Raw genomic sequence first — 22,579 nt, forward strand, 5'->3', positions numbered from 1 at the left:
CCGGGCCGGTGCAGCAGGGCGCGCGGGTCATCGAGTGGGAGGTGCGGGCCAGATTCCGCGCAGGGTGCCGGCCAGTTCCCGTCCCTGCCGCCGGCCTGCGCGGGCGGAGGCAGGCCGCCGCCCGGGATCCAGCGGATTGGGGCCGATCGCCTCCAGCGCGGCGCCGTCGGGCGTGATGACCCGTACCTGGCTGTGCGTACGCAGCAGCGCCACCTCGGCCGTGAGTCCCGGGGAGGCCGGGTTGAGCCCCGGCCCGGTGTCGGGCGCGAGCACGACCACCACATCGTGGCCCTGGGCGAGGTCGGCATTGGTCGCGGAGCGGACGCTGCCGTCGATGTAGCGCCGCCCTGCGACGGTGGCGGGCGGCCACACGCCGGGCACGGCGCAGCTGGCCGCCACAGCGGCTGCCAGCGGGATGCCCGAGGTGCGGTCCCACACGACGGGATCCCCTGTTTCTGCGTCCACCGCCGTGATGAGCAGCCGGCGGGCGGGCCAGGTGGCGACCGGCAGCCGCGCCTGGATGGTCCGCATCCGCTCGGCCTCCGGGACGGTGGGCGCCTCAAGGGCCATGGCACCGAGCCGGGCCCGGATCTCCCGCTCGTTGCGGGCACCCACTATCAGCCTGCTGAAGGCCTGTGCCGCGCTCTGCGGGTCGAAGTCGGCCTTCACCTCCTGGGAGGTGCTGGCAGCCTTGAGCTGGTCGGCGACGAGGCGGTCCGGGCTGACGCCGCTGGTGGCCTGGACAGCCACGACCGATCCGGCCGACGTGCCGACCACCAGGTCGGCCGTCACAAGATCCACCCCTGCCTCCTGCAGCGCCTGGAGCACCCCCAGCTGCCAGGCGATACCCGTCACGCCGCCTCCGCCGAGCACCAGGGCCGTCGACATCAGCAGCCCCCCGCCTGAGGACGGAGTGCGGCAAGAGCCTGACACAGCGCCTGCCCGGCCTGGTTGATCGCTGCCCGGGTGAGGGGACTGGACGCCAGCGGATCCTGGGCGGTGAAGGAATGGATCGCCCCCAGGTAGCGGACCGCCACCACGGGTACGCCGGCCTCCATGAGCTTGCGGGCGTATGCCTCGCCCTCGTCGCGCAGTACGTCCGCCTCGGCCGTGATCACCAGGGCCGGCGGCAGTCCGGCCAGTTCCTCCGTCGTGGCCCGCAGTGGTGCGGCGGTCGGTTCGGTGCGCGCCGAGCGGTCGGGGGCGTAGTGGTTCCAAAACCACTGCATCTGCGAGCGGGTGAGGAAGAAGCCGTCCGTGAACTGCGCGTAGGACGGTGTGTCGAAGCCGGCGTCCAGCGACGGGTAGAACAGCACCTGCTGCAGCAGCCGGGGGCCGCCCCGGCGCTTGGCCAGCAGGGCCGCTGCGGTGGCCAGATTGCCGCCCGCGCTGTCACCGGCGACCGCCAGCCGGGTCCCGTCCAGGCCGAGCTCCTGCCCGTGCTCGGCGATCCAGGCGGTGGCCGCGTAGGCCTCTTCGAGCGCGAGGGGATAGCGGGCCTCCGGCGAGCGGGTGTACTCCACGAACACCACGGCGGCGCCGCTGGCGTGGGCCAGGTCGCGGGTGGTGCGGTCGTAGGAGATCCGGTCGCCCAGCACCCAGCCGCCGCCGTGGAAGTACATCACCGTCGGCAGCGTGCCCGAGGAGGCTTCCGACCGTACGATCCGCACCAGCACCTCACCGCCGGACCCGACGGGCAGCCGCTGTTCCTGGATGCGGACGGGCTTGAGCACCGCCTGGGCGGCGCGCTGGCCCGCCAGGGCCCCGGCCCGGGCCTCGGGGGGCGACTGGCTTTCCAGCGGCGGCGCATCGGCTGCGGCCAGCTGTGCCAGGAAACGCTCGGCATACGGGTCCAGGCGTACGGGCGCGTCGGTGTCCAACGATTCCTCCATGAGGGGCGGGGGAGTGGCGGGGTGTCAGGGACGAGGCCTCGCGGCGTCGGTGGCGCGAGGCTGCGGCGGCGCTGCCTCGGGCGGGATTCGCCCCGCCGGCGGCACCTTGCCGCCGGCGGTGGATGCCTGGGGGCGGGCAAGCGGACGGTCGTCGAAGGACGGGCTGAAGTTCCAGCCCAGCAGGCTGGGCCGCCCGTCGTAGTGGGCCAGGCGCCCGATGGAGGCGGTACGCAGCGCCAGGTGCGCCCCCGCCGCGGCGGACAGGCCGAGCCAGCGGGCGGTCATCAGCCGGATGAGGTTGCCGTGCGAGATGAGGACGACGGGTCTGTCGCCCGCCAGGAGCCGGCGGGCGCAGTCGAGCACACGATCCGCCCGGGTGCTCACCTCCGGCAGGCATTCACCCGTGCACGTTTTGGTGTGGAGGGCGTCGTCCCAGATGTCGTGGTGGCACGGTCCGCTTTGGCAGCGCTCGTTCACGGTGTGACCGTCGGGCAGCTGGTAGCTCCACTCCCGCAGGTCGGGGCTGATGTCCGCGCCCAGGCCCGCCAATTGGGCGGTGCGGCGGGCACGCAGCGCTGGACTGCACAGCACGTGGGCGTCCTGGTAGGCCTGCAGATGCGGCAGGAGCAAGCCGGCCTCGCGCTTGCCCGCGGCGGTCAGGTCGGGATCGTCCTGCCCGGTGTAGTACCGGCGTGAGCGGTTCCAGGCCGTCTCCGCGTGCCGGACGAGAATGATCTGCTGCTGGGGCATCTGCCACCATGCCTCTCCTCGCGGCCCCGGGCCGCTGGTCCGTGAGGGCCAACTGCGCCCGCGGCCGCCTTGCTTAAGAGTTACCGGCGTCGTCCGCTGTGAGGACGGTGTGCTCGATCAGCACTGTGGTGATGGGCGGCGGTGCGCTGAGCAGCCGGTGAACGGGACACCGGCCGGCCACGGCCATGAGCCTGCTGCGCTGGTCATCGTCCAGGTCTCCGTCCAGAAAGATCTCCCGGATGACGGCCGGCTCACGTCCCTGCTCCAGCCGTAGCCGCACCTGTACATCGCGCAGTTCCCAGGAGTGACGGTCGGCGTACATCCTCAAGGTCGCCGAGGTGCAGGCGCCCAGGCCGGCGAGCAGCAGCTCGAACGGGTCGGGCCCGGTGTCGTCGCCCATGGGGGCGTGTTCGTCGGAGATCAGACGGTGGGGCCCGACAGTGATCACGCGGGCGGAGCCTGCGTGCTCGGTGACGTGCACCGTGCGGCCGGGCACCTCAGCCCTCCGCGGGAGTCAGGAGCACGGCGATCCGGCTCTTGTGGGCGATGGTGTCGCTGACGCTGGGGGACAGCCAGGCGGCGAGACGACTGCGGTGGTGCGGGCTGACGACGATCAGGTCGGCGTCGAAGCCCTCGGCGGCTTCCTGCACGGCTGCCGCCACATCGGATACCAGGCCGTCCAGCAGTTCGCCGGCCGCCGGGACGCCGGCCTGCCGCAGGGTTGCGACGGCCGAGTCCAGGACCTGGTGGGCGGTGGAGTCGTTCTCCAGGCCGACGACGGTGTCATACACCACTTCGGAGGTGTCGATGTGCAGCACACGGACCTTCGCGCCAGTCAGCAAGGCCAGTTCGGCGGTGGTACGGACCGCGCTGTGCGCGGCCGGGCTGCCGTCGACGGCAACCAGGATGCGGTGAAACATGGGGATCTCCTTGGAAAGCGGGAGCGTGGTCAGCGCTTGGCGGCGCTCGGGGCGGAGGGGGCGGTCACCGGCGCGTCCTGGTGGTGGTGCTCGACTGCCCGCTCGCGCTGGATGAGGGCGACGGCGGCGGAGACGGCGAGCAGCACGACGGACAGCCACAGGCCCTTGGCGATGCCTCCGGAGGAGTCGGACAGCACGCCGGAGACCAGGGGCCCGACCGCCTGGCCGACGCTGAAGGCCACCGTCAGCAGGGCGATGCCGGAGGTCCAGGCGTGCGCGGGCAGCATCCGTCGGGCCAGGACGGTCACTGCGGTGGGCCCGGCCATGAACGAGCCGCCGAAGATGATCGCCGAGGCGATCGCGGCGCCCATCCCGTGCCACAGCAGCACGGGGAGCACACCGATCAGCACAACGGTCGAGACCAGCGCGGGGGCGATGCCACCGCGCAGCCGGCCGATCACCCGGCCCCACACCAGCAACGTCGCTGCCGCGGAGGCCACGCCGAGCACGATGAAGAACGTGGCCGTGCCCCAGACCTTCATGCCCTGGCTGTGCAGCAGGGCGATGACGAACGTCATGTAGGACACGTAGCCGGCCCCGAACAGCACGTACCAGACAAAGGTGGGCGTCAGCGGCCTGAGGCTGACGCTGCCGCCGCGGGCGGCGCCACTTACGGCCTGCTCGGGTACCTGGCGCGCGGCCCAGGCGGCTGGGCCGATCGCGAGGACCGCGAGCAGACCCATCAGCAGCCACCCGGCTTGCCAGCCGGCCACGCCCCAGGCGGTGAGGGCCGCGGGGACCACCACGCCGGAGAGCACCACCCCGATGCCGACGCCGGCCATATACATGCCGATCAGCGAGGCCGAGCGGGCCTGATGGCCGCCGCTGTGAACGCGGGAGGCGAGCGCCGAGCCGACCACGAAGGTCACCGCAGTGCTCAGACCGCCGATGAACCGCAGGACGGTGAGGCCGGCGAAGTTGCCGGTCGCCCCGGAGGCGAGCAGGGCGAGCGCACTGATGGCGATGCCCCACACGAACACTGCCCGGGCGCCGAACCGGCGTGACCACCAGGCAGCGGTGGCGGCTCCGATGATGTAGCCCAGCGCGTTGGCGGTGTTCATACCGCCTGCCGCCGCGTAGCTCCAGTGCAGCTTTTCGCGCATGGCCGGCAGCAGCAGCGCGTAGGCGAACCGGGTGAAGCCCAGTGCCACCACCGGGCCTGCCGCCAGGCCCAGCGCAACCAGAAACTCCGGCCGCTGCTTGGCGGCGAGAGACGGTGAGGCGGTCATCGCACACGCTCCCAGGCAGTCGAGTCGATCATCACAGGGCCTTTCTCGAAGGATCCGGATTTCAGGATCACGGCGCTTCATTAGCGCCTTCACGGGCCTTCAACCCGTGCTGTGTGTGCTGCCATGTCCGGCCGCCGGGCCGCGCTGCCCACGGATCGGGCCATCGCAAAGCCCCGCGCGCGGTAGACGGTGGTCACCGGGCCGCGCAGTCCGTCACGGCAGGCGCGGCGGGGGCTGGTTGCAGTGAGCTGGGCAGCGGGGGCGCGTGCGGCAGGCGCCTGCGCACCAGGCCGAAGAGCCCGCCGCCCACCAGCGGGGCGATCAGGTACACCCACAGCCACGCCAGGTCATGGGAGAACAGCTCCGGCCCGAACTGCCGGGCCGGGTTGAAGCTTCCGCCCATCCACCTGCCGACCAGCAGGATCAGCACGGCGATCACCGACCCGGCGACCGCCGGCAGCCAGAAGACCAGCCGGGGCCGGGCCGCCACGAAGCTCACCGCGGCGAGCATCAGGGCGGTCGCCGCAGCCTCGGACGCGAACACCGCCGCCCACGGGATGTGTTCGGACGCCCGGATGACGGCGAAGCCGACGGCAGGATCCGCCGTCTGCTCGCCCCACACCAGCCGGCCCACCGCCACCCCCGCGAGGGAACCGGCCAGTTGGGCCGCGGCATACGCCGCCGCATCCCGCCCCGGCAGGGCACCCATCAGCCAAAACGCCAGCGAGACAGCCGGGTTCATGTGGCCACCCGAACGCCGCCCGAACGGCGAGATGATCAGCAGGCCGACGGTGACACCGCTGACCACGGCGTCCACGACCAGCCGACCGCCTTGCGAGGGGATGGCGCGAGCCAGCACACTCTCGGCGTCGAAGAGGTTCCTGAACAAGGTGACCATCACCAGCAGCAGGATCGCAGTCGCGGCGAACTCGCTCAGCCACGCACGCCAGTGGCCCAGGCTGCGCCGGCTCTGTGTTCCCACACCATCCTCCTGATCACCGCGTGAAGGCCCACGCGTAAAAACGGGACGCCCGGTCCTGGCCGGTGCCCGGCTGTCTCCGCGTCCCGCTCACGACCCCAGGCGGACCGATCCGACGAGGGCACCGGGCCGCGGGACGCGAGCGGTTCTGCAGGGTCAACCCGCGCCCCGGCCGGCGACATGTCGGCGGGCACGGACACGTGGCCCACGGATCAGGCCACTGCCGCTGGTGCAGGGCGGCCCGCTCCCGCGGCCGGAGTCGGCGGTCCGCACCGACCGGCAGCCAGAACGAGTCCGCCGGCCGAAGACGTGCCGCTCACGCTTGGTACACGCGGCGGAGGACGCATCTCTGGATTCGCCGCAAGCACCCCCGCACGACCGCTTCCTAAAGCATCCGAACCGGGCTCTCCGCTTTTGGGATCAGGACTTCGGCGCCGTTGTCGCTGACGGGCCGGCCGGAGGAGCCGTGGGCTTCGGCATCTGGATGTCGTACACGTTGTTGGGCGTGATGACGCTGGTGACTGCCTTGGCGAACATTGTGCTCAGCTCCTTGCCCTGGAACGCGATGTCGCTGGTGGCGTGGACCACAAGAGTGGCCTTGGCAGCCGGGAGATAGACCATTACTGTCTGGTAGCCAGGCAGTGAGCCATTGTGCCCGATCCATCCATGGTTCTCGAAAACTCCCAGACCGTAGCCGAGACCCGGCAGGCCCACCGGATTCATCTTCAGCCTCTCGGCTTGAGTTTCCGGAGACAGAAGCGAGCCCTTGGCAAGAGTGGATGCCCAGGACTTCAAGTCGCCCAAGTCCGAAATCATCGCTCCGGACGGACCGGAGGCCGAAGGGAACCAGTCAGTGGCATCAACGACCGAGCCGTCGATAGTCTGGTCGGTGTACCCGTGGGCCCTCGGTGAAGGAAACTCTGCACCCTTAGGCATGAAGGTGTCCTTCAGACCTGCCGGCTTCAGCACGTGCGTCTTCACATAGTCGTTGAACGGCTGGCCGGTGACTTTTGCGACAACCATGGAGAGCAAATGAATGTTGGTGTTGCTGTACTGGAATTTAGTACCGGGTTTGAATGCGAGCGGATGCTTGAAAGAGTAATCCAGCAACTCCTTCGTGGTGAATTTATGGTTCGGGTCGGCCAGGAAAGCCTTGCCGAAGTCCGGGTCATTCATGAATTCGAACAGGCCGCTGCGCATTTCGGCGAGGTGGCGCAGGGTGATGTGGTCACCCTCGGGGACGCCCGGGATGTACTTCGAGATCGGGTCGTCCAGCTGGACCTTCTTCTGGTCGACCAGTTCCAGTAGCGCCGTTACCGTGAACGTCTTGGTGACGCTTCCGACACGCATGTTGAAGTTCGGGGACATGGGAGCATTCGTCGCCTTGTCGGACGTACCGAAGGCACGTACGTACTCGCCCTTCCCGGGCGCCCACAGACCCACGGTCACGCCGGGTGTTTTGGTGGTCCTGAGGACATCCTTAACTGCCTTGTCGAGCTGCGCACGAACTTCTGGCGTCAGCTTTCGCATCACGGATTCATGCGAGTGACACTTCGGGGCGGACTTCGAAACGGTCTCCCCGGAATCCCCGGTCAAGCCCTGAGCGGCAGCCGGGCCAGCCACCAAAAGAACTCCGACAGTAAGCGCACCCCCGATGACGCCGGCGGTGCGACCGCGAGTACCGTGGCGACCCTGGCCATCAATCCAAGTCTTGAGACTCATTCTGCGCCCTTTCGCATGCGAGCAGCCCGTTCAGCTGTCCGATCCACTTCCCATGATTCTTTCTCGCAGCCAGCTATTCCTCTGCCCCAAGGATGCTTTCTCGCCTCCACCGAAAGAATGAGGCGTATGGGATCACATCCCGAGCAGTGGGCTTCCTGACGTCCGGTGGCGGGCCGGCTCAACTGGCCGAAGCTGCGACGGTCATGGGTGATCACCCCGGTAGGGGCCATCGGCGGCCGAGCGGCAGCTCCGAACCTTCAGCAACCTTGATGGGCGTCAGAAGAAATTGCGTCTGTGCGTGGCGAGTTGGAGGACCTTGCGGCAGAGGTCTTCGAGCCGTTCGCGCATGATGATCAGCGTCGGCGAGGGGCAGGTCCACCTGCACGGACTGCTGACCGACGGGCAGCGCAAGGTCGTCGAGCCGATGGCTGTGTCATCCGGCGATCGGAGTGGCGTCGTCCACGGCGGCCAGGTCGATCTCGTGCTGTTCTCCCTGAGCCGTCCGGTCTCGCCGGGACCGGTACCCGATCCGAGTCCTGGACCGGCTGGGGCCGACGGTTTTCACGGCGAGTCCTGCTGGGGGGTCGCCGCAGCGCGCAGGCCGAGTAGATATCCCGCTTGGAAGCGAGTCGTCGCATCCAGTTGTTCCATGACGGCCGCGATACGGCGGCGTATGGTGCGTACCCCCAGACCAAGATGGCGAGCGGCGGTCTCGTCCTTGAGGCCTGCGGCCAGGATTTGTACCAGTTGCAGCTCGTCCTCGTTGAACTGTGCGGGCAGTAGCTCGCTGCCGTGGCCGCCGTACGGAACGGCCTTCTCCCACAGTGTGTCGAACAGGACCACCAACGCGTCCAGCAGGCCGGACGGGCGGACGACGACCACGGCCGCCCCCTCTTCGGTGGCCAACGGCACCAGGGCGAGACGCCGGTCGGCCATCAGCAGCTTCACCGGGACTTCAGGCAGAATGCGCGTCTGCTCGCCGACAGCACCCAGTGTCCGCAGGGTCTCGGCGGCACTGTCCTGCTCCAGGGCCTCCTTGGCGTAGATCACCCGTGCCGGAAGCCCGCCCTCCAGGGCTTTCAACTCCTCGCGGCCAGGAGAGAACCCGTTCAGATACGGGGGACGGCTGAGGACCTCCAGCTGATTCCTGGCCTGGCAGACCAACTGGTCCACGCAGGTGCCGATCTCGCGGCTGCCGCGTATCACCTCCACGATTTCGTCGCTCTGGTCCCGGCGTGCGGCGATTCGGTACCGGTCCGCCAATCCCTCTGTGTAGAGCCGCATGCGCTGCAGCTCTCCCTCCTTCCTCCTGATCAGCGCCTCCAGCGAGAGGTCCGGCGGGATCACGGAGAAGAACGACGAGTCCTCCGGATCCTGTGCCACCAGGCCCAGTTCATCGAGCCGTTGCATCGCCTCGAGCACGGCATCCGGCTCCAGCGCGAGTTCTTCTGCCACCTGGTGAGGGTTCCGGATCTGTCGCTCCACCAGATGCTCGTAGACCTGTGTCTGTCCGGCCGTCAGGCCCAGTACGTCATACATACCCGAATCACCGTTCCTGGAGGACCTTCGTGTGTGCAGGAGGAGAGCAGATCCCCCCGCTGTGCCTTTGTCGAGGGCTTGGCGGCTGTCCCCGTACTGCGTTCGGATCGTCCTGGATTCGGATGCCTGATACGTCGCGAAATTGAGCGAGCGCAGTTACCCAAGCATTCGGCGGCGAGTTTGGCACATAGCTGCCGCTGTCCGAACTGGCCACCTGATGTTCTTCTTTCCTGTGCAGCGACTTGAGATGGTGGCAACTCCCAGTCGCCCACCCACGACCCGGATCTATGTCGGGTGCGGCCTTTCGTTCTGCCCACCCGTTGGCCCAGGAGGTCTTGTTCCGTGAAACACCCACGCCCAACTGCTGCGGTGCTCATCACCGCAGGGGCGCTCTGCCTCACCCCGCTGCCCATCGCCCTGGCCGGTGCCGCCAACGCGGCAGGCCACGTCGTCTCCGTCGTGAAGCAGCGCGGTGTCACGACCAGCAGCGTCACCCTTGTCACCGGCGACCGTGTGACGGTCGGCAAGGGTGCCGGCCGTCACTCCTCCGTCTCGGTGACTCCCGCCGTGATACCCGGCCGTCACGTCGCGTTCAGCACCTGGACCGATGACAAGGGCGACGTCCGCGTCGTGCCCAGCGACATGATGCCGCTGCTCGGGACGGTGCTCGACGAGAGCCTGTTCAACGTCAGCGCCCTCATCCAGGACGGATACGACGACAAGCACAGCACCTCGCTGCCGCTGATCGTCCAGCACGCTCCGGGCGCAGTCCGCAAGGCCGGTGCGCTGGCAGGCCCCTCGACGCATGTCGGCCGGGAACTGGCCAGCATCAACGCCACCGCGGTCGGTGAGATCCGGACCAAGGCCGCCGAAGGTCTCGGCAAGGCCCTGGCGAAATCGGGCAAGGAGGCGCTCGCGCGCCGCGGCAGCGCCGTGACCACCCTTGACGGTGCGATGGCCGGCGTCACGCACGTGTGGCTGGACAGCAAGGTCAAGGCCACCGACCTGGACTGGAACCTGAACAAGATCAACGCCCCCGCCGCCTGGGCGGCCGGTGGCACCGGGAAGGGGGCGACTGTCGCTGTCATCGACTCCGGCATCGACACCTCTCACCCCGACTTGAAGAGCCAGGTCACGGAGTCGGTCAACTTCTCCACCGACACTGACGCCGTCGACCACCTCGGTCACGGCACGCACGTGGCGGGCACCATCGCCGGCACCGGTGAGGCCTCCGGCGGAGCCCGTAAGGGGGTCGCCTTCGACGCCAAACTGCTCAATGTCAAGGTGCTCAACAGTGATGGCTCGGGTACGTACTCCGACATCATCGCCGGTATGGAGTGGGCGGCCCAGCACGGCGCGAAGGTCGCCAACATGAGCCTGGGTGGCGGCCCCAGTGACGGGACCGACCCTGCCAGTGAGGCTGTCAACGAGCTCACCGCGCAGTACGGCACCCTGTTCGTGGTCGCGGCCGGCAACGAGGGCAAGCCTCAGACCATCGGCGCCCCGGGCGCTGCCGACTCCGCGTTGACGGTGGCCGCCACCGACGGCGACGACGCCGTGACCCGGTTCTCGTCCCGCGGACCGCGCATGGACGGCGCGTTCAAGCCCGACATCTCCGCCCCCGGCGCCGGCATCATCGAGGACCGTGCAGCCGGCACCTCCATGGGTGAACCGGTCGGCCAGTACTACACCGCCATGTCCGGTACCTCGATGGCCACCCCGCACGTCGCGGGCGCGGCAGCGGTGCTCGCGGCACAACACCCCGAGTACACCGCCGCGCAGTTGAAGTCGGTGCTGCAGTCCAGCTCGCACACCCTCGGCTGGGAGGCACCGGCAGTCGTCTTCGGCTCCGACCAGGGCGCCGGCCGTCTGGACACCGACGCGGCTCTCGAGCAGCACGTCGTCCCCGACCGGGCGACCTTCGACTTCGGCCGGCTGACCTGCGACGACACTGCGCCGATGACCCGTAAGGTCACACTGTCCAACAACGGCAAGACCACGGCGTCCTTCGACCTGTCCCTGAATCTGACTGCCTCCAACAACCTGGCCGCCGCGCCGCAGGGTATGGCCACGCTGTCCGCCGACCAGGTGAGCATCCCCGCCGGTGGCTCGCAGACCGTCACACTCACCCTGAACCCGGGCGACACCCTGGTGGGCGAGTACGCCGGGGACGTCGTGGCGACCCCGCAGGGTGGCGGTGCGCCGCTGCACCTGGCGATCGGCTTCCAGAAGTCCGACCTGTGCAGCCTGCACGTGTCCGCGATCGGCCTGGACGGCAAGCAGGCCACCGCCGGTGGCTGGTTCGTGGACCTGGACAGCGGTCACCACGACTTGGTGGGGATCCCCACACGCGGAAAGACGATGCTGCTGCCCCGGGGGCACCGGCTGAGTTTCGCCATGACGGTCGGTCAGCAGGAATCCAACGGTCACACCGCCCTCGCGGCCTTCAACGTCCCGCAGGTGGTCGTCGATCGCGGCAGCAACGTCGTGATGGACATGCGCCAGGCGAATCCGGTCACGGCCGACATCCCCAGCCGGAAGGTCGCGACAGCGATCACCGCGCTGACCTCGATCCGCAAGACAGCCGACGGAGTCGGCAACGCCGAGATGGCCCTGCTGTCCACGGACGGTGACACCAGTGTCGACTTCTACGCGGGCCAGACCGGGGACGCTCTCGTCGACGGCACTTTGACGACCGAGCAGTACTTCCGCCTTGTCGATGCCGCGCACGGCACCGACACCGGGCACGCCACACAGGTGTACGACCTGGCCTACCCGGGCAACTCGTTCCCCGCCGATATGCGCCACGTGCTGTCGGCCAAGGACGTGGACAAGCTGGCCCGGGTCGACGCGGACTACCGCAACCTCAACTACGCCGACGAGACGCGGGGGGACTACGAACAGCGCCTGCCTTCCTTGAACGGTCAGCCGGCGGTCATGGTGCGTGACAGGGCGTCGGCGATCGCACTCCCGATCAAGCGGACCGAGTACATCACCCCGGGGGTTGCTTGGCACCACTGGTTCGAGCACTTCTCCGCCAGCAACTGGATGGGCACACAGCTGCTGTCCGCTCCCAAGCAGTACAGCGTCGGTGAGCGCACCCACGAGGACCAGCTCGCCGGCCCGTTCACCGGTATCGGCACCGGTGACATCGACGCGAAGTCGATGACCGTGTGGGTCCGGGACATGTCGGACACCGCCGGCAACACCCTGTGGAACGACAACCCGGCCGGAAGCGAGCCGGGCTGGGGTCAGCGTACCCAGGTGTGGCGGGACGGCCAGCAGGTCTTCGACTTCTCCGACTACGTCGGCGGCTTCGTGGTGAACTCCCCGTCGGTCCCGACGACGTGGAAGGTCCAGCGCGACTACTCCACCCCGGGGAAGCTGACCAGCGGCAACGACACGCACACCGTGTGGGAGTACCGCACCTCGCCGGTGGCCTCCGGCAGCGTGGCCGTGCCGATGCTGAACGTCGCGTACGACATGCCGCTCGACGTCAACAGCCAGGCCAGGGCGGGCCGCCCGCTGCCGATCAAGCTGGCTGTCCGCCGGGCGCCGGATGCTGCGAGCAGCCGGGTCGTGTCCGTGAACGTCAGCTACTCCACCGACGGTGGGGCGCACTGGCAGCAGCTCAAGGGCAATGCCAAGGACGGCCGCTTCTTCGGTGTCCTTCCGGCCAAGGCTCTGGCGGCTGGACACACCGTGGCGCTCCACGTCACGGCGAAGGACGACGGTGGCAGCTCCATCGACCAGAAGCTGAACGACGGCATCGTCGTCAAGTGAACTGACGGCTGATCGCACGCCGGAGTGGGCCAGATCCCCGGACCGCTCCACTCCGGCGTCGCGGCGCGGACGTGCCCGTACCACTACGCCTTCCTGCCGGCGCTGAGCAGGGCGGTGAGCGCGTCGTTCGCGGCGTCCCGCATCTTGACGTTGTCGGCCAGGGTGTTGATGGAGAAGGTGACCTGGCGACTCTTGTCGGCGGTGGTGAAGCTGTACGTGTTGAAGGCGGTCGCCGCCCCGATGTGGCCGTACGCGGTGCCGTACGCGGGATCGTCCTTACGGCTCAGCCCGAGCCCGTACAGCGAACCGTCGTCCAGGGATTTCACCGTCTTCATCTGGTCGAGCAGGTGGGCCGGCAGCAGCTTGCCGCCGATCAGTGCCTTGAAGAAGCTGTTCAGGTCGTCTGTGGTGGAGACCAACGTACCGGCGGTCGACGCCCACGACATGTTGGTGTCCGTGAAGTCGGTATATGTGCTGTCCGGGCCATCCAGGTGCATGTAGCCGCGAGCGTGCGGGCCGTGGATGCGGGTGGTGTTCCCGGAGAAGTAACTGTGGTGCAGCCCGAGCGGCTTGAGGATCCGCTCGGTCATCTCGCGGTCGGCGTTGTTGCCGGTGACCTTTTCGATCAGCATCCCGAGCAGCACGAAGTTCGTGTTCGAGTAGTGCCCGTTGGTTCCGGGGGCGAAGTACGGGTCGTGTGCGGCACTCTCGGCGACCAATTGCTGCGGGGTCCAGGACTTGAACCGTGACGCGTACATCTCCCGGAAGCCCCCAGGCCAGAGGGTGTCGGTGTAGCTGGCGAGCCCGCTGCGGTGGCTCAGCAGCTGACGGACCGTGATGTGCTTCCCGTTGGGGACCAGGCCCGGTAGGTAACGCTCGACGGGGGCGTCAAGCGACACCTTCTTCTCGGCCACGAGCTGGAGCACCGTGGTGGCTGTGAAGGTCTTCGTCACACTGCCGGCGCGGAAGAGCCCGCCGGTACGCAGTTTCTGCGGTCGTTCGAGGTCGGCCTTGCCGCTGCTGCCGTTCCAGACGCCTCCGTGTACGTCCCGAACCTCCGCGATGACGCCAGGCGCACCCGCGGCGGTGATGGCGTCCAGAGCCTTCTGCATCGCCGATATGTCCAGCGAGCAGGGCTCGTGCGACGTGGCGGAGGCGATGGGAGCGTGAGTGACGGGGGCCGCGAACGCGGGAGCGGCCAGGGGGACGGCCAGAGCGACGGATACCAGGGCACCGGTGGCAAGCGCGGGAAGGCGCATCAGAGGTCCTCTCGAATACAACGGAAGGCTGCCGTCTCACTGGTCAGGCGACTCGGTCGTCCGCGGAACCACGGGAGACAAGAATCCGTCCGTGACGTGAGACGGGTCTGGCTGGTGGGCGTGCTTTCTTCGAACTGTGTGCGTGTCCGGCCCCTCGCACAGTGCTAACCCTCGCCGACGGTTTGTCCCTGATCATCACCCGATCGAACTACTTCACGGATCGGCCGACAGGACGAGTCCGAGCGTCGTCTTGCACCAGAAGTAGCCGAGCACGGCCGGCCCAGGCACCAGACGACGGCGAGCCACCCGTTGTGGCCGATCTCGCTGCCCGGCAGCAGCCCGCGCAGGTCTCGATGGCAGGAGTGAACGGCTGGTACTCGGCGATCGGCTGGAACCACCCCGGCATCGCGTCGACCGGGACGAAGGCGCTGGAGAGGAGCGGCAGGAACTCGTCGGCGGCTGCGCGCATTCATGCGTGGCGTGTGGTGCGGAACCGGTCACGGTAGGAACCCGGTGTGAGCCCGAGAACGCGCTGGAACGTGCGTCGCATGGTTTCCACCGATCCGAACCCGCTTCTGCGGGCCACGGAGTCCAGTGGATCGCTGCCGCTCTCGAGCAGGGCCTGCGCGGCTTCCAGCCGGATCCGCTCGACGAACTGGGCTGCGGTCGTACCCGTCTCCGCCCGGAACAGACGGGTCAGATGACGTTCGCTCACTCCTGCCCGTCCGGCCATCGCCGCCAGGGTGTGGTCGGCGCGCGGTTCGGCCGCGATGTCGTCCAGGACCTGCCGGAGTACAGAGTCCGTACCGTACTTGGCGCTCTGCCGCACGGAGAACTGGGACTGCCCGCCCGGGCGGGCCATGAACACGACGAGATGCTTGGCCGCGGCGCGGGCGATGTCCGCACCGAGGTCGGCTTCGACCAGGGACAGGGTCAGGTCGATGCCGGCGGTGATACCGGCCGAGGTGATGAAGCGTCCGTCGCGCACGAAGATGGCGTCGCGGTCGACGTCGATCCCGCTGTAACGCGCCGCCAAATCGGCAGCCAGCCGCCAGTGGGTCGCGGCACGCCGGCCGTCGAGCAGCCCGGTCGCGGCCAGTGGGAACGCCCCGGCGCAGATCGCGGCCACGGTCGCCGACCGGCCCGCGAGGTGCGAGATGCAGTCGACGAGAGGGGTGTCGGAGACCGCCGCCCACCAGTCGGGACGGCCGGGGACCATGAACGTGTCGATCTGGAAGTTGATGTCCTTGAGTGCCAGGTGGGGGACGAGTTGCACTCCGGCGGTGGCCGTCACGGGCAGGCCGTCGACGGAGGCCGTCCTGATCCGGTAGTTGCCGCCGTACTCGTTGGCCGCGGCGTAGACCTCCAGCGGACCGGTCACATCGAGGAGCTGAACACCGTCGAACACCACCATGAGGATCTGGTGAGGCGGCACGGAGGCCATACGAAGCCTTGTCCTTCGGGAAAAGTGTGTGGCAAGAGGACGGCCCGGCTCATGCCGGGCCGTCCGCCGCACGCGAGCGTGTCACAGCAGAGTCCCGCGACAATCCGCCCGGACGGACAGGGACACCACGGATGCGGCCACATCCTCGGGCGCGCCTGCTGCACCTGTTGCGGCTGCGGGTCCGACCGGCCCGATCGGCCGGTCGGACCCGCAGTCCGCCGTCAACCCTGGACCAGCTCGGCCTCCGGGTGCACGGCTTCGGCCCGGTCCCGGCTCTCGAGCCTCCTGCGCAGCTTCTCGCCCTCCACATCAAGGTCGGGCAGCAGCTTCCCCAGCCACGTCGGCAGCCACCATGCGGAACGCCCGAGCAGCGCGTGCACGGCGGGCACGATCGCCATACGGACGACGAATGCGTCGAGGAAGACGGCGACAGCGAGCGCGAATCCGATCATCTTGACGGACTGTTCGCTCGATCCGAGGAATCCGCCGAACACGGCCATCATGATGACCGCTGCGGCAGCCACCACCCGGGCGCCATGCTTGAATCCGGCTACGACGGCCCGCTCGGGACTTTCTCCGCGGACGTACGCCTCACGGATCCTGGTGACCAGGAAGACCTCGTAGTCCATGGCCAGGCCGAAGACGATGCCCACCATGAAGATCGGCATGGTGCTCATGATCGGGCCGGTCTGCTGGACACCGAACACATCGGCCAGTCGGCCCCACTGGAAGACGGCGACCACGGCGCCCAAGGCCGCGCCGACCGAGAGCAGGAAGCCGAGCGCAGCCTTGAGCGGGATGAGCACCGAGCGGAAGACGATCATCAGCAGCAGGAAAGCGAGACCCACGACGAGGGCCAGATAGGGCAGCAGGGCCTCGTTCATCTTCTGCGAGAAGTCGACCTTCATACCTGTCTGCCCGGTCACCAGCGCCTGCGCGCCTGTGGCGGACTCGATCCCGGCGCTGCTGCCCCGGATCTCCCGGACGACCTTTTCGGTCTGCGCGCTGCCGGGCCCGGACGACGGCACCACAGTGATCATGGCCGTGTCGCCGGCCTGGTTGAAGGCCGCGGGACCTACGGCGGCCACGCCGTCGATCTTCTTCACGGTCACGGCCGTCTTTGCGGCCGCGGTCTTGGCGTCACCGCTGTTCTTCGCGTCGACGACGAGCACCAGCGGACCGTTGAAGCCGGGCCCGAAGCCCTCGGACAGCATGTCGTACGCCTTGCGCTGCGTGGTCTCGGCAGCGAGGGAACCTTCGTCCGGCAGCCCGAGTTCGAGCGAGCCGGCCGGTACGGCCAGAGCGCCGAGTCCCACCACCCCGGCCACCAGGACGGGAACAGGGCGCCGCAGCACGAAGCCGGCCCAGCGAACGCCCACGGAGGGCCTTGCGGACGTCGAACGGCGCTTCCTGGGCCTCTTGCCGCGTGCCCGGCGGCCGAGGATGCGCTTGCCGGCGATGCCGAGCAGCGCAGGCAGGAGGGTGAGTGCCACCAGGACGGCGAGGGCGACCGTACCTGCCGCAGCCAGCCCCATCTTGGTCAGCACCGGTATCCCGGCCACCGACAGGCCGGCCAGAGCGATCATCACCGTGAGCCCCGCGAACACGACGGCCGAGCCGGCCGTCCCGAGCGCGCGGCCTGCCGCTTCCTCGCGCTCATGGCCTTCGGCGAGTTCGGTCCGGTAGCGGGTGACGATGAACAGCGCGTAGTCGATGCCGACGGCGAGGCCGAGCATCATCGCCAGCGTGGACGTCGTGTCGCCGAGGTCCAGGGTGTGTGCGAGCGCCCCGATGGCCGACACACCGACCCCCACGCCGAGGAGTGCCGTGATCAGCGGCAGTCCTGCGGCAACCAGGGACCCGAAGGTGATGAGGAGGACGAGCGCGGCGATGACGATGCCGATGACCTCGGTGCCGGATTTCTCCTCGGCCTGTGCGGCGCTGCCTCCGATCTCGACGGCCAGCCCGCTGTCACGGGCGGCGTCCGCTGTCTCCTGAAGCGCATCCTTCGTGTGCTCAGTGAGCGAGGCGGAGCCGACCTTGTAGGAGATCGTCGAGTAGGCGGTCGAGCCGTCCTTGCTGACGGTGTGCGCGCTGAACGGGTCGGCCGCGGAGGCGACCTGCGTCGAGCTCTCCTTCAGGCCGGCGACCGCTCTTTCGATCTCGGCGCGGTAGCCGGGTCGGGTGAGCTGCTCGCCGTCCGGCGCCTTGAAAACCATACGGGCGGTGGCGCCGTCGGAGTTGGCTTCGGGGAAACGCTCGTTGAGCAGGTCGAAGGCTCGCTGTGCCTCCGTGCCCGGCATGGAGAAGGAGCTCGGGGCAGGGGGAGTGGCGGCGGACGCGCCGACTCCTGCCACTACCAGCAGCGCCACCCAGGACAGGAGGACGAAGAGCCGGTGCCGGAAGCTGAACCGGCCCAACTTGTAGAGGAATGTGGCCACGCGGGAGTGCTCCGCTCATGGGGGTGACGGAAGGCCCTGGGACAGGACGCTTGTCCAGCTTCCGGCCGTCCGGCCGCCACTTCGTCAGCACTCATGACGACGTTGCGTCTCGGCCGTTCGGATGAGTCGCTGCGCAGCTCATCCCCGTTGCTGAGTCGATCACCGAGCTCCGCGGAGCGGGCCGCTCCCGAAGATCATCGTCCGTGGAACCCCCATGGGGAGCTGGAGACGACCCGAGATGGCGCTGCGCAGCGCACATTCCAGGGCGAGCAGCCGGGCCTCACCAGAGACGTCCGGGGCGGGGCCGACGCAAGGTAGCCGAGCGTGTCACCCTGGTCGTCTCCGCCCCTCGGCAGGCTGAGCGGCGGAGACGGGCCCCGGCTGCCCAGGCGTCTTGACGTCCCCCGCGACCAGGTGACCTATGAGGGCTTGCGCCCGGGGGCCGCAAGCTTTGCTCCCGTCCTGCGGTCCGGTGCGGGTGCCGTCGAGTCCGATGATGCGCACGGCCCCCTCGCCGGCGAGCGAAGGGGGCCGTACTGGCGGGGCGAGCGAGCCTGGACGCCCGCGCCCCTGCGGGATCAGTGCCGGCTACCGGCCACCGCGTAGGCGCGGATCACGGTCTGGTCGACAGAGTTGCCCGCGGCGTCGGTGGCCAGGACCCGCAGCGAGACGAAACCGCCCGCCGGATTGGCCGTCCGTGCCTGCCACCGGCCGCCGGACTTCTTGTCCAGGTCGAGTGGCATCCAGGTCTTGCCGTCGTCCACAGAGGCCCACGCCTTCATGGCGGTGACCTTCGGCAGCGAGGAGTCGATCTGGTAGCCGGTGAGGTCGAAGGAGAACCGCTTGCCCGCGGACGCCCGGTTCTTCAGGTCCACCGGCACCTTGTAGCCCACCTGCACGAGTGGCAGCGCCGTGACGTCCTTGGTGCTGCCCGAGGAGAAGGACCACTCGGTGTGCGTCCTGGTCCCCACCTGACTCCAGCTCAGGCCCTCCCGGACGGTGTCGTACACGTACCTGTACGCCGCCGGGTCCCGGTCCACGGCGCGGTACATCGCCATGCTCGGATCGAGGTAGGTGGCCACCTTCGTGCCGTCGCGGTACAGCGAGCTGGTGACCTTGCCCAGCATGCCGGGCCCCAGGTGCTCCTGGCCCGGGCCGGCCCCGTCGTCGGCGGCCGACACGGCCAGGCCCATTTCGTCCGCGTGCCGGTACGCACCCGGGTCGGCCGGCTTCGGCTGAGGATCCAGAATCGCCTGCAGGACGGAGAAGGGCGCGGTGTGGGTCGGAACCCGCGGCCTGATCACGCTCCGGCCGTAGGACTCCCGCAGATGCGTGCCGGGTGTGAGGCGGCGGAACTGCCCATGGGTCGATTCGTCGTGGGCGGTGTCCACTGCGAACATCCGGTCGACACTGGTTTCATAGGAGTCGCCGTTGGCCTGGTGCCATTCGTGGATCTGCGCGTTCGCCGGCCGCTCGTACTTGTCCGGCTGCTGCAGCAGGGTGCCGAGCGGGGTCCGCAGTACCCGGAACTGCGTCGTCCAGACGTTGGCGCGTTCGCTGTGGTAGACACGGTCGATCAGCGCGGAGCCGCGCGTCGTCATCACGCCCGTCACGGGTGCGTCCGGGATCCGGTGCAACGTTTGTACCGAGCCGGAGTAGGTGTAGCGCTCCCGGGCGACGGCGTCGAAGGAGAACGTTCCCCGCCCGCCGTCCAACAGACCGACCAAGGCCTGGCCCTCGGAGACTGTCAGCCGGATCACCGGCAGCGGAAGCCCGGCAGCAGGGAGATGCATCGCGTTGACACGGGTGACGCCGATCAGACCGATCGCCCCGAGTTCGCGGGCGCGCCGGGCCACCGGCACCGCCTCGCTCCCCTTGTCCACCTCCACGACGACGACCGCCCCGTGCAGGTCGTACTTGCGCAGATCAGCCTCGGTCCCGGTCCCGACGTGGACCAGCGGCACGGTATGACGCCCGTCCAGGCGCGGGGACTCGATCACATAGTCCGGGTGCAGCCGTAGCCGCTTCCCGGGCTTCCGGCCGTGGCCGGGGATTTCGGCGGCGGCAGCCCCGAACAGAGGCTCGTGTCCCTCCCACCCCATGTTGAGCAGGTAGTCACCCGAAGTCACCGGCTTGGTGGGGAGCGCCGAGACCAGGGTGCCGTGGCCGGGTACCGAGGACTGGAACGCCCAGACGTCCTCGCCGGAACCCCGCCGCATGCTGGTCAGAAGCGCACCGTAGGGATCGGCGGGACGAGGGGTGCGCAGCGTGACCGGGTGCGCCTTGCGGGCGTCCAGGGTGATCTCGGTGTCCTTGGTGAGATCGATCTCCGGCACGTCGGCGACGGTGTATTCGGTGCGGTCGTCCACCGTGCCCGGGGTGCAGGTGTGGATCACGGAGGAGAGGCCGTAGCGGTCCTCCGGGAGCGTCATCGTGATGACGCCGTCCTCCCCGAGGCCCAGTTGGGCGACGTTGCCGTCCATGTCGTAGAGCATGTCCGGCTCCACGAAGCACGGCACGTTGCCGTGGGCGTCCCGGAAGCGGAGCGTGAGCTTGTGGTCCGGCGCACCGATCCGCAGTGCCACGGAGGTGCGGACCACATCGGTGCCACCGCGCTCGGTGGCCACCAGCTGAGTGCCGAACAGCCCGGCGGACCGCCCGGCCGCGGCGGCGTCGACGGTGGCCGTCGCGGTGCCGCCCGCGGGGACGGTCACGGACGGGCTGCGGACGCTGAACAGGCCCGATGGTGCTGCCGCGTTGTCCGCCAACGCCAGGTCGAGGGTGACGTCCTTGTCACTCGTGTTGCGATACGTCACCGTGCGCTCGAGGGGCGGCAGGGTGGTGCCAGGCGCTGCGGGCTTCGTCGATCCGAACCCGACCGCCGCGTCGGCCACCACCCGCTGGGTGATCGCACGCGCCACGTCGAGCCGTCCGCTGCCGCCCGCATACGGCGCGTCGGGCTGCGCCTTGGTGCTGCTGACGAGAGCGTCCTTGAGCCGGTCGGCGGCCCAGTCCGGGTGCGCCTGCTTGAGGATCGCGGCCGCGGCCGCGACGTGCGGGGTGGCCATCGAGGTGCCCGAGAGGCCGATGTAGTGCTCGTCGACGATCGGATGGCCACCGAGCTGGGTCCCCGCCGCCCGGGCGGCGACGATGTCGACGCCGGGCGCGGTGAGGTCCGGCTTGACGGCGAAGTCGCCGATCCGCGGGCCGCGACTGGAGAAGGGGGCCAGCGCGTCCTGCTTGTTGACCGCGCCCACGGTGAGAGCCGAGTCAGCGGCACCCGGCGCCGCCACCGTGCTCTCGGCACCGGCGTTTCCGGCCGCTATGACGAACAGCGTGCCGTACTTCGCGGTGAGGGCATCGACCTCGCTCGACAAGGGATCGGTGCCGTCGGTGGCGGCCCCGCCCAGGCTCATGCTCACCACGGGTGCACCGGTCCGGGCGGCCCAGTCCATGCCCGCGATGATGGCCGAGTGAGTGCCGGACCCACCGTTGTCGAGAACCTTGCCGACATACAGCTGTGCTCCCGGCGCCGCGCCCTTGCGCCGTCCGCCCGAGGCGGCACCGCTGCCGGCGATGGTGCTGGCGACATGGGTGCCGTGGCCGTTGTGGTCCACCGCGTCCGGGTTCGGGCTGAAGTTGCGGGCCTCGACGATCTTCCCGGCCAGGTCCGGGTGATCGGGGTCGACGCCGGTGTCGAGGACGGCAACCTTCACCCCCTTGCCGTCGTAGCCGGCCTTCCACGCCTGCGGGGCGCCGATCTGCGGCACGCTCTGCTCCAGGTCGGCCGTGACCTTGCCGTCCAGCCAGACCTTGGCGACACCTGAGGCGAGACGGGAGGGCGCGGGAGCGTCCGCGGCGACCGCGGCGCCCTTGGCCGGCACCTCGCCACCGGTCAGGGATGCCCAGAACTCGGCCGCCCGGCTCTTGTCCGCGCTCAGCGCCGCTCCGTCGATCCCGGAGAACACCCGGGTCCGGCGGCTGCCCTTGGGCACGGCGGCCTTGGCGGCGAGCTTCGCCCGGCTCTGGGCACGAACGCCCGACAGAGAGCCGTAAGTGACGATCAACGGCAGCGACTTGGTGTGCGCGTCGTCGTAGTCGTACGACGCCAGCCGGGTCACATTGAAGAGCTCCTTGTCGAGCTTCCCGGCCTTGATCAGCGGCAGCGCGGAGTACGGGTACACATGGATCTCGCCCTTGACGGTGGCCGTCATGTGCCCGCTGCTGCCCGGCGCCGGGTGCACGGCGGCCAGTTGCTTGCCGTCCGGTCCGGTGGCGAGTTCCACCCGGTCGCCGGTGATCAGCGTGATCTGCCGGACACGGCCGCCCGTTGCGTCCGCCGTGCTCGCTACGTCGGGCGTACGGGATTCCGGAGAGTGCCCGGAGGCTGGGACAGCACCGGTGGCGAGCAGCGCCACCGCCGCTCCCATGACTGCCAGTCGATGTCTCCACGACATGGATTGAGCCCTCACTTGTGGTTGGGAGTGGTGCGTCACGACCCGTCGGCCGCGGACCGTGACACCTGGCCACGCTCTGCACGGGACCGTGCCGCCGTCCTCCA

The 22,579-nt window shown here is 69.1% G+C and carries 14 protein-coding genes and 1 pseudogene; 1 reads left to right on the plus strand and 14 read right to left on the minus strand.

Going from position 1 to position 22,579, the window contains the following annotated elements:
- Positions 1-27: 27 nt before the first annotated feature.
- The 9 genes from ACWCP8_RS35225 to ACWCP8_RS35265 all read right to left on the minus strand — a co-directional run bounded on the left by ACWCP8_RS35225 (position 28) and on the right by ACWCP8_RS35265 (position 9,091).
- Positions 28-888, minus strand: a complete 861-nt coding sequence (locus ACWCP8_RS35225) for a patatin-like phospholipase family protein (protein WP_451120382.1) — start codon at positions 886-888, stop codon at positions 28-30.
- Positions 888-1,892, minus strand: a complete 1,005-nt coding sequence (locus ACWCP8_RS35230; RefSeq protein WP_451120384.1) for an alpha/beta hydrolase — start codon at positions 1,890-1,892, stop codon at positions 888-890. The genes ACWCP8_RS35225 and ACWCP8_RS35230 overlap by 1 nt, the downstream gene beginning before the upstream one ends.
- A 24-nt stretch (positions 1,893-1,916) precedes the next feature.
- Positions 1,917-2,642, minus strand: coding sequence for a histidine phosphatase family protein (locus ACWCP8_RS35235; protein ID WP_451120386.1), 726 nt, complete (start codon positions 2,640-2,642; stop codon positions 1,917-1,919).
- Between the two features lie 73 nt (positions 2,643-2,715).
- The gene (locus ACWCP8_RS35240; RefSeq protein WP_451120387.1) at positions 2,716-3,138 is read right to left on the minus strand and encodes an OsmC family protein; all 423 of its coding nucleotides are present in this window, start codon (positions 3,136-3,138) and stop codon (positions 2,716-2,718) included.
- Between the two features lies 1 nt (position 3,139).
- Complete coding sequence (locus ACWCP8_RS35245) at positions 3,140-3,562, minus strand: universal stress protein (protein ID WP_389123111.1); 423 nt, start codon at positions 3,560-3,562, stop codon at positions 3,140-3,142.
- A gap of 29 nt (positions 3,563-3,591) precedes the next feature.
- On the minus strand, positions 3,592-4,851 hold the full coding sequence (locus ACWCP8_RS35250) for a YbfB/YjiJ family MFS transporter (protein ID WP_451120389.1): 1,260 nt from the start codon (positions 4,849-4,851) through the stop codon (positions 3,592-3,594).
- A 193-nt stretch (positions 4,852-5,044) separates the two neighbouring features.
- Positions 5,045-5,833, minus strand: coding sequence for an aquaporin (locus ACWCP8_RS35255; RefSeq protein ID WP_451120391.1), 789 nt, complete (start codon positions 5,831-5,833; stop codon positions 5,045-5,047).
- Positions 5,834-6,250: 417 nt separating this feature from the next.
- Positions 6,251-7,360, minus strand: coding sequence for a serine hydrolase domain-containing protein (locus ACWCP8_RS35260; RefSeq protein ID WP_451120393.1), 1,110 nt, complete (start codon positions 7,358-7,360; stop codon positions 6,251-6,253).
- A 753-nt stretch (positions 7,361-8,113) separates the two neighbouring features.
- Positions 8,114-9,091, minus strand: a complete 978-nt coding sequence (locus tag ACWCP8_RS35265) for a helix-turn-helix domain-containing protein (protein ID WP_451120395.1) — start codon at positions 9,089-9,091, stop codon at positions 8,114-8,116.
- Positions 9,092-9,433: 342 nt separating this feature from the next.
- On the opposite strand from ACWCP8_RS35265, the gene ACWCP8_RS35270 reads away from it, so the two are divergent.
- Complete coding sequence (locus ACWCP8_RS35270; protein ID WP_451120397.1) at positions 9,434-12,874, plus strand: S8 family serine peptidase; 3,441 nt, start codon at positions 9,434-9,436, stop codon at positions 12,872-12,874.
- 83 nt (positions 12,875-12,957) lie between these two features.
- Here the strand turns inward: ACWCP8_RS35270 and ACWCP8_RS35275 are convergent, their stop codons facing one another.
- The 5 genes and pseudogenes from ACWCP8_RS35275 to ACWCP8_RS35295 form a co-directional block, all read right to left on the minus strand.
- Positions 12,958-14,133, minus strand: coding sequence for a serine hydrolase domain-containing protein (locus tag ACWCP8_RS35275; protein WP_451120399.1), 1,176 nt, complete (start codon positions 14,131-14,133; stop codon positions 12,958-12,960).
- Positions 14,134-14,346: 213 nt separating this feature from the next.
- Positions 14,347-14,581: pseudogene (locus ACWCP8_RS35280) on the minus strand (ABC transporter permease); the annotation flags it as partial.
- Between the two features lie 21 nt (positions 14,582-14,602).
- The gene (locus tag ACWCP8_RS35285) at positions 14,603-15,568 is read right to left on the minus strand and encodes a GlxA family transcriptional regulator (protein WP_451120423.1); all 966 of its coding nucleotides are present in this window, start codon (positions 15,566-15,568) and stop codon (positions 14,603-14,605) included.
- Positions 15,569-15,798: 230 nt separating this feature from the next.
- Entirely contained in the window at positions 15,799-18,018 is a 2,220-nt protein-coding gene (locus ACWCP8_RS35290) for an MMPL family transporter (RefSeq protein ID WP_451120401.1), read from the minus strand.
- 578 nt (positions 18,019-18,596) lie between these two features.
- A complete protein-coding gene (locus ACWCP8_RS35295) occupies positions 18,597-22,448 on the minus strand; it encodes a S8 family peptidase (RefSeq protein WP_451120403.1) in 3,852 nt (1,283 codons plus the stop codon).
- Positions 22,449-22,579: the final 131 nt, after the last annotated feature.

It is taken from the genome of Streptomyces sp. NPDC002206 (assembly GCF_053593595.1).

What these genes read in the sequence shown, in the direction of transcription:
- ACWCP8_RS35225 (WP_451120382.1), bottom strand. Translation starts at nt 888, where the DNA reads ATGTCGACGGCCCTGGTGCTCGGCGGAGGCGGCGTGACGGGTATCGCC.
- ACWCP8_RS35230 (WP_451120384.1), bottom strand. Translation starts at nt 1,892, where the DNA reads ATGGAGGAATCGTTGGACACCGACGCGCCCGTACGCCTGGACCCGTAT.
- ACWCP8_RS35235 (WP_451120386.1), bottom strand. Translation starts at nt 2,642, where the DNA reads ATGCCCCAGCAGCAGATCATTCTCGTCCGGCACGCGGAGACGGCCTGG.
- ACWCP8_RS35245 (WP_389123111.1), bottom strand. Translation starts at nt 3,562, where the DNA reads ATGTTTCACCGCATCCTGGTTGCCGTCGACGGCAGCCCGGCCGCGCAC.
- ACWCP8_RS35250 (WP_451120389.1), bottom strand. Translation starts at nt 4,851, where the DNA reads ATGACCGCCTCACCGTCTCTCGCCGCCAAGCAGCGGCCGGAGTTTCTG.
- ACWCP8_RS35260 (WP_451120393.1), bottom strand. Translation starts at nt 7,360, where the DNA reads ATGCGAAAGCTGACGCCAGAAGTTCGTGCGCAGCTCGACAAGGCAGTT.
- ACWCP8_RS35265 (WP_451120395.1), bottom strand. Translation starts at nt 9,091, where the DNA reads ATGTATGACGTACTGGGCCTGACGGCCGGACAGACACAGGTCTACGAG.
- ACWCP8_RS35275 (WP_451120399.1), bottom strand. Translation starts at nt 14,133, where the DNA reads ATGCGCCTTCCCGCGCTTGCCACCGGTGCCCTGGTATCCGTCGCTCTG.
- ACWCP8_RS35295 (WP_451120403.1), bottom strand. Translation starts at nt 22,448, where the DNA reads ATGGGAGCGGCGGTGGCGCTGCTCGCCACCGGTGCTGTCCCAGCCTCC.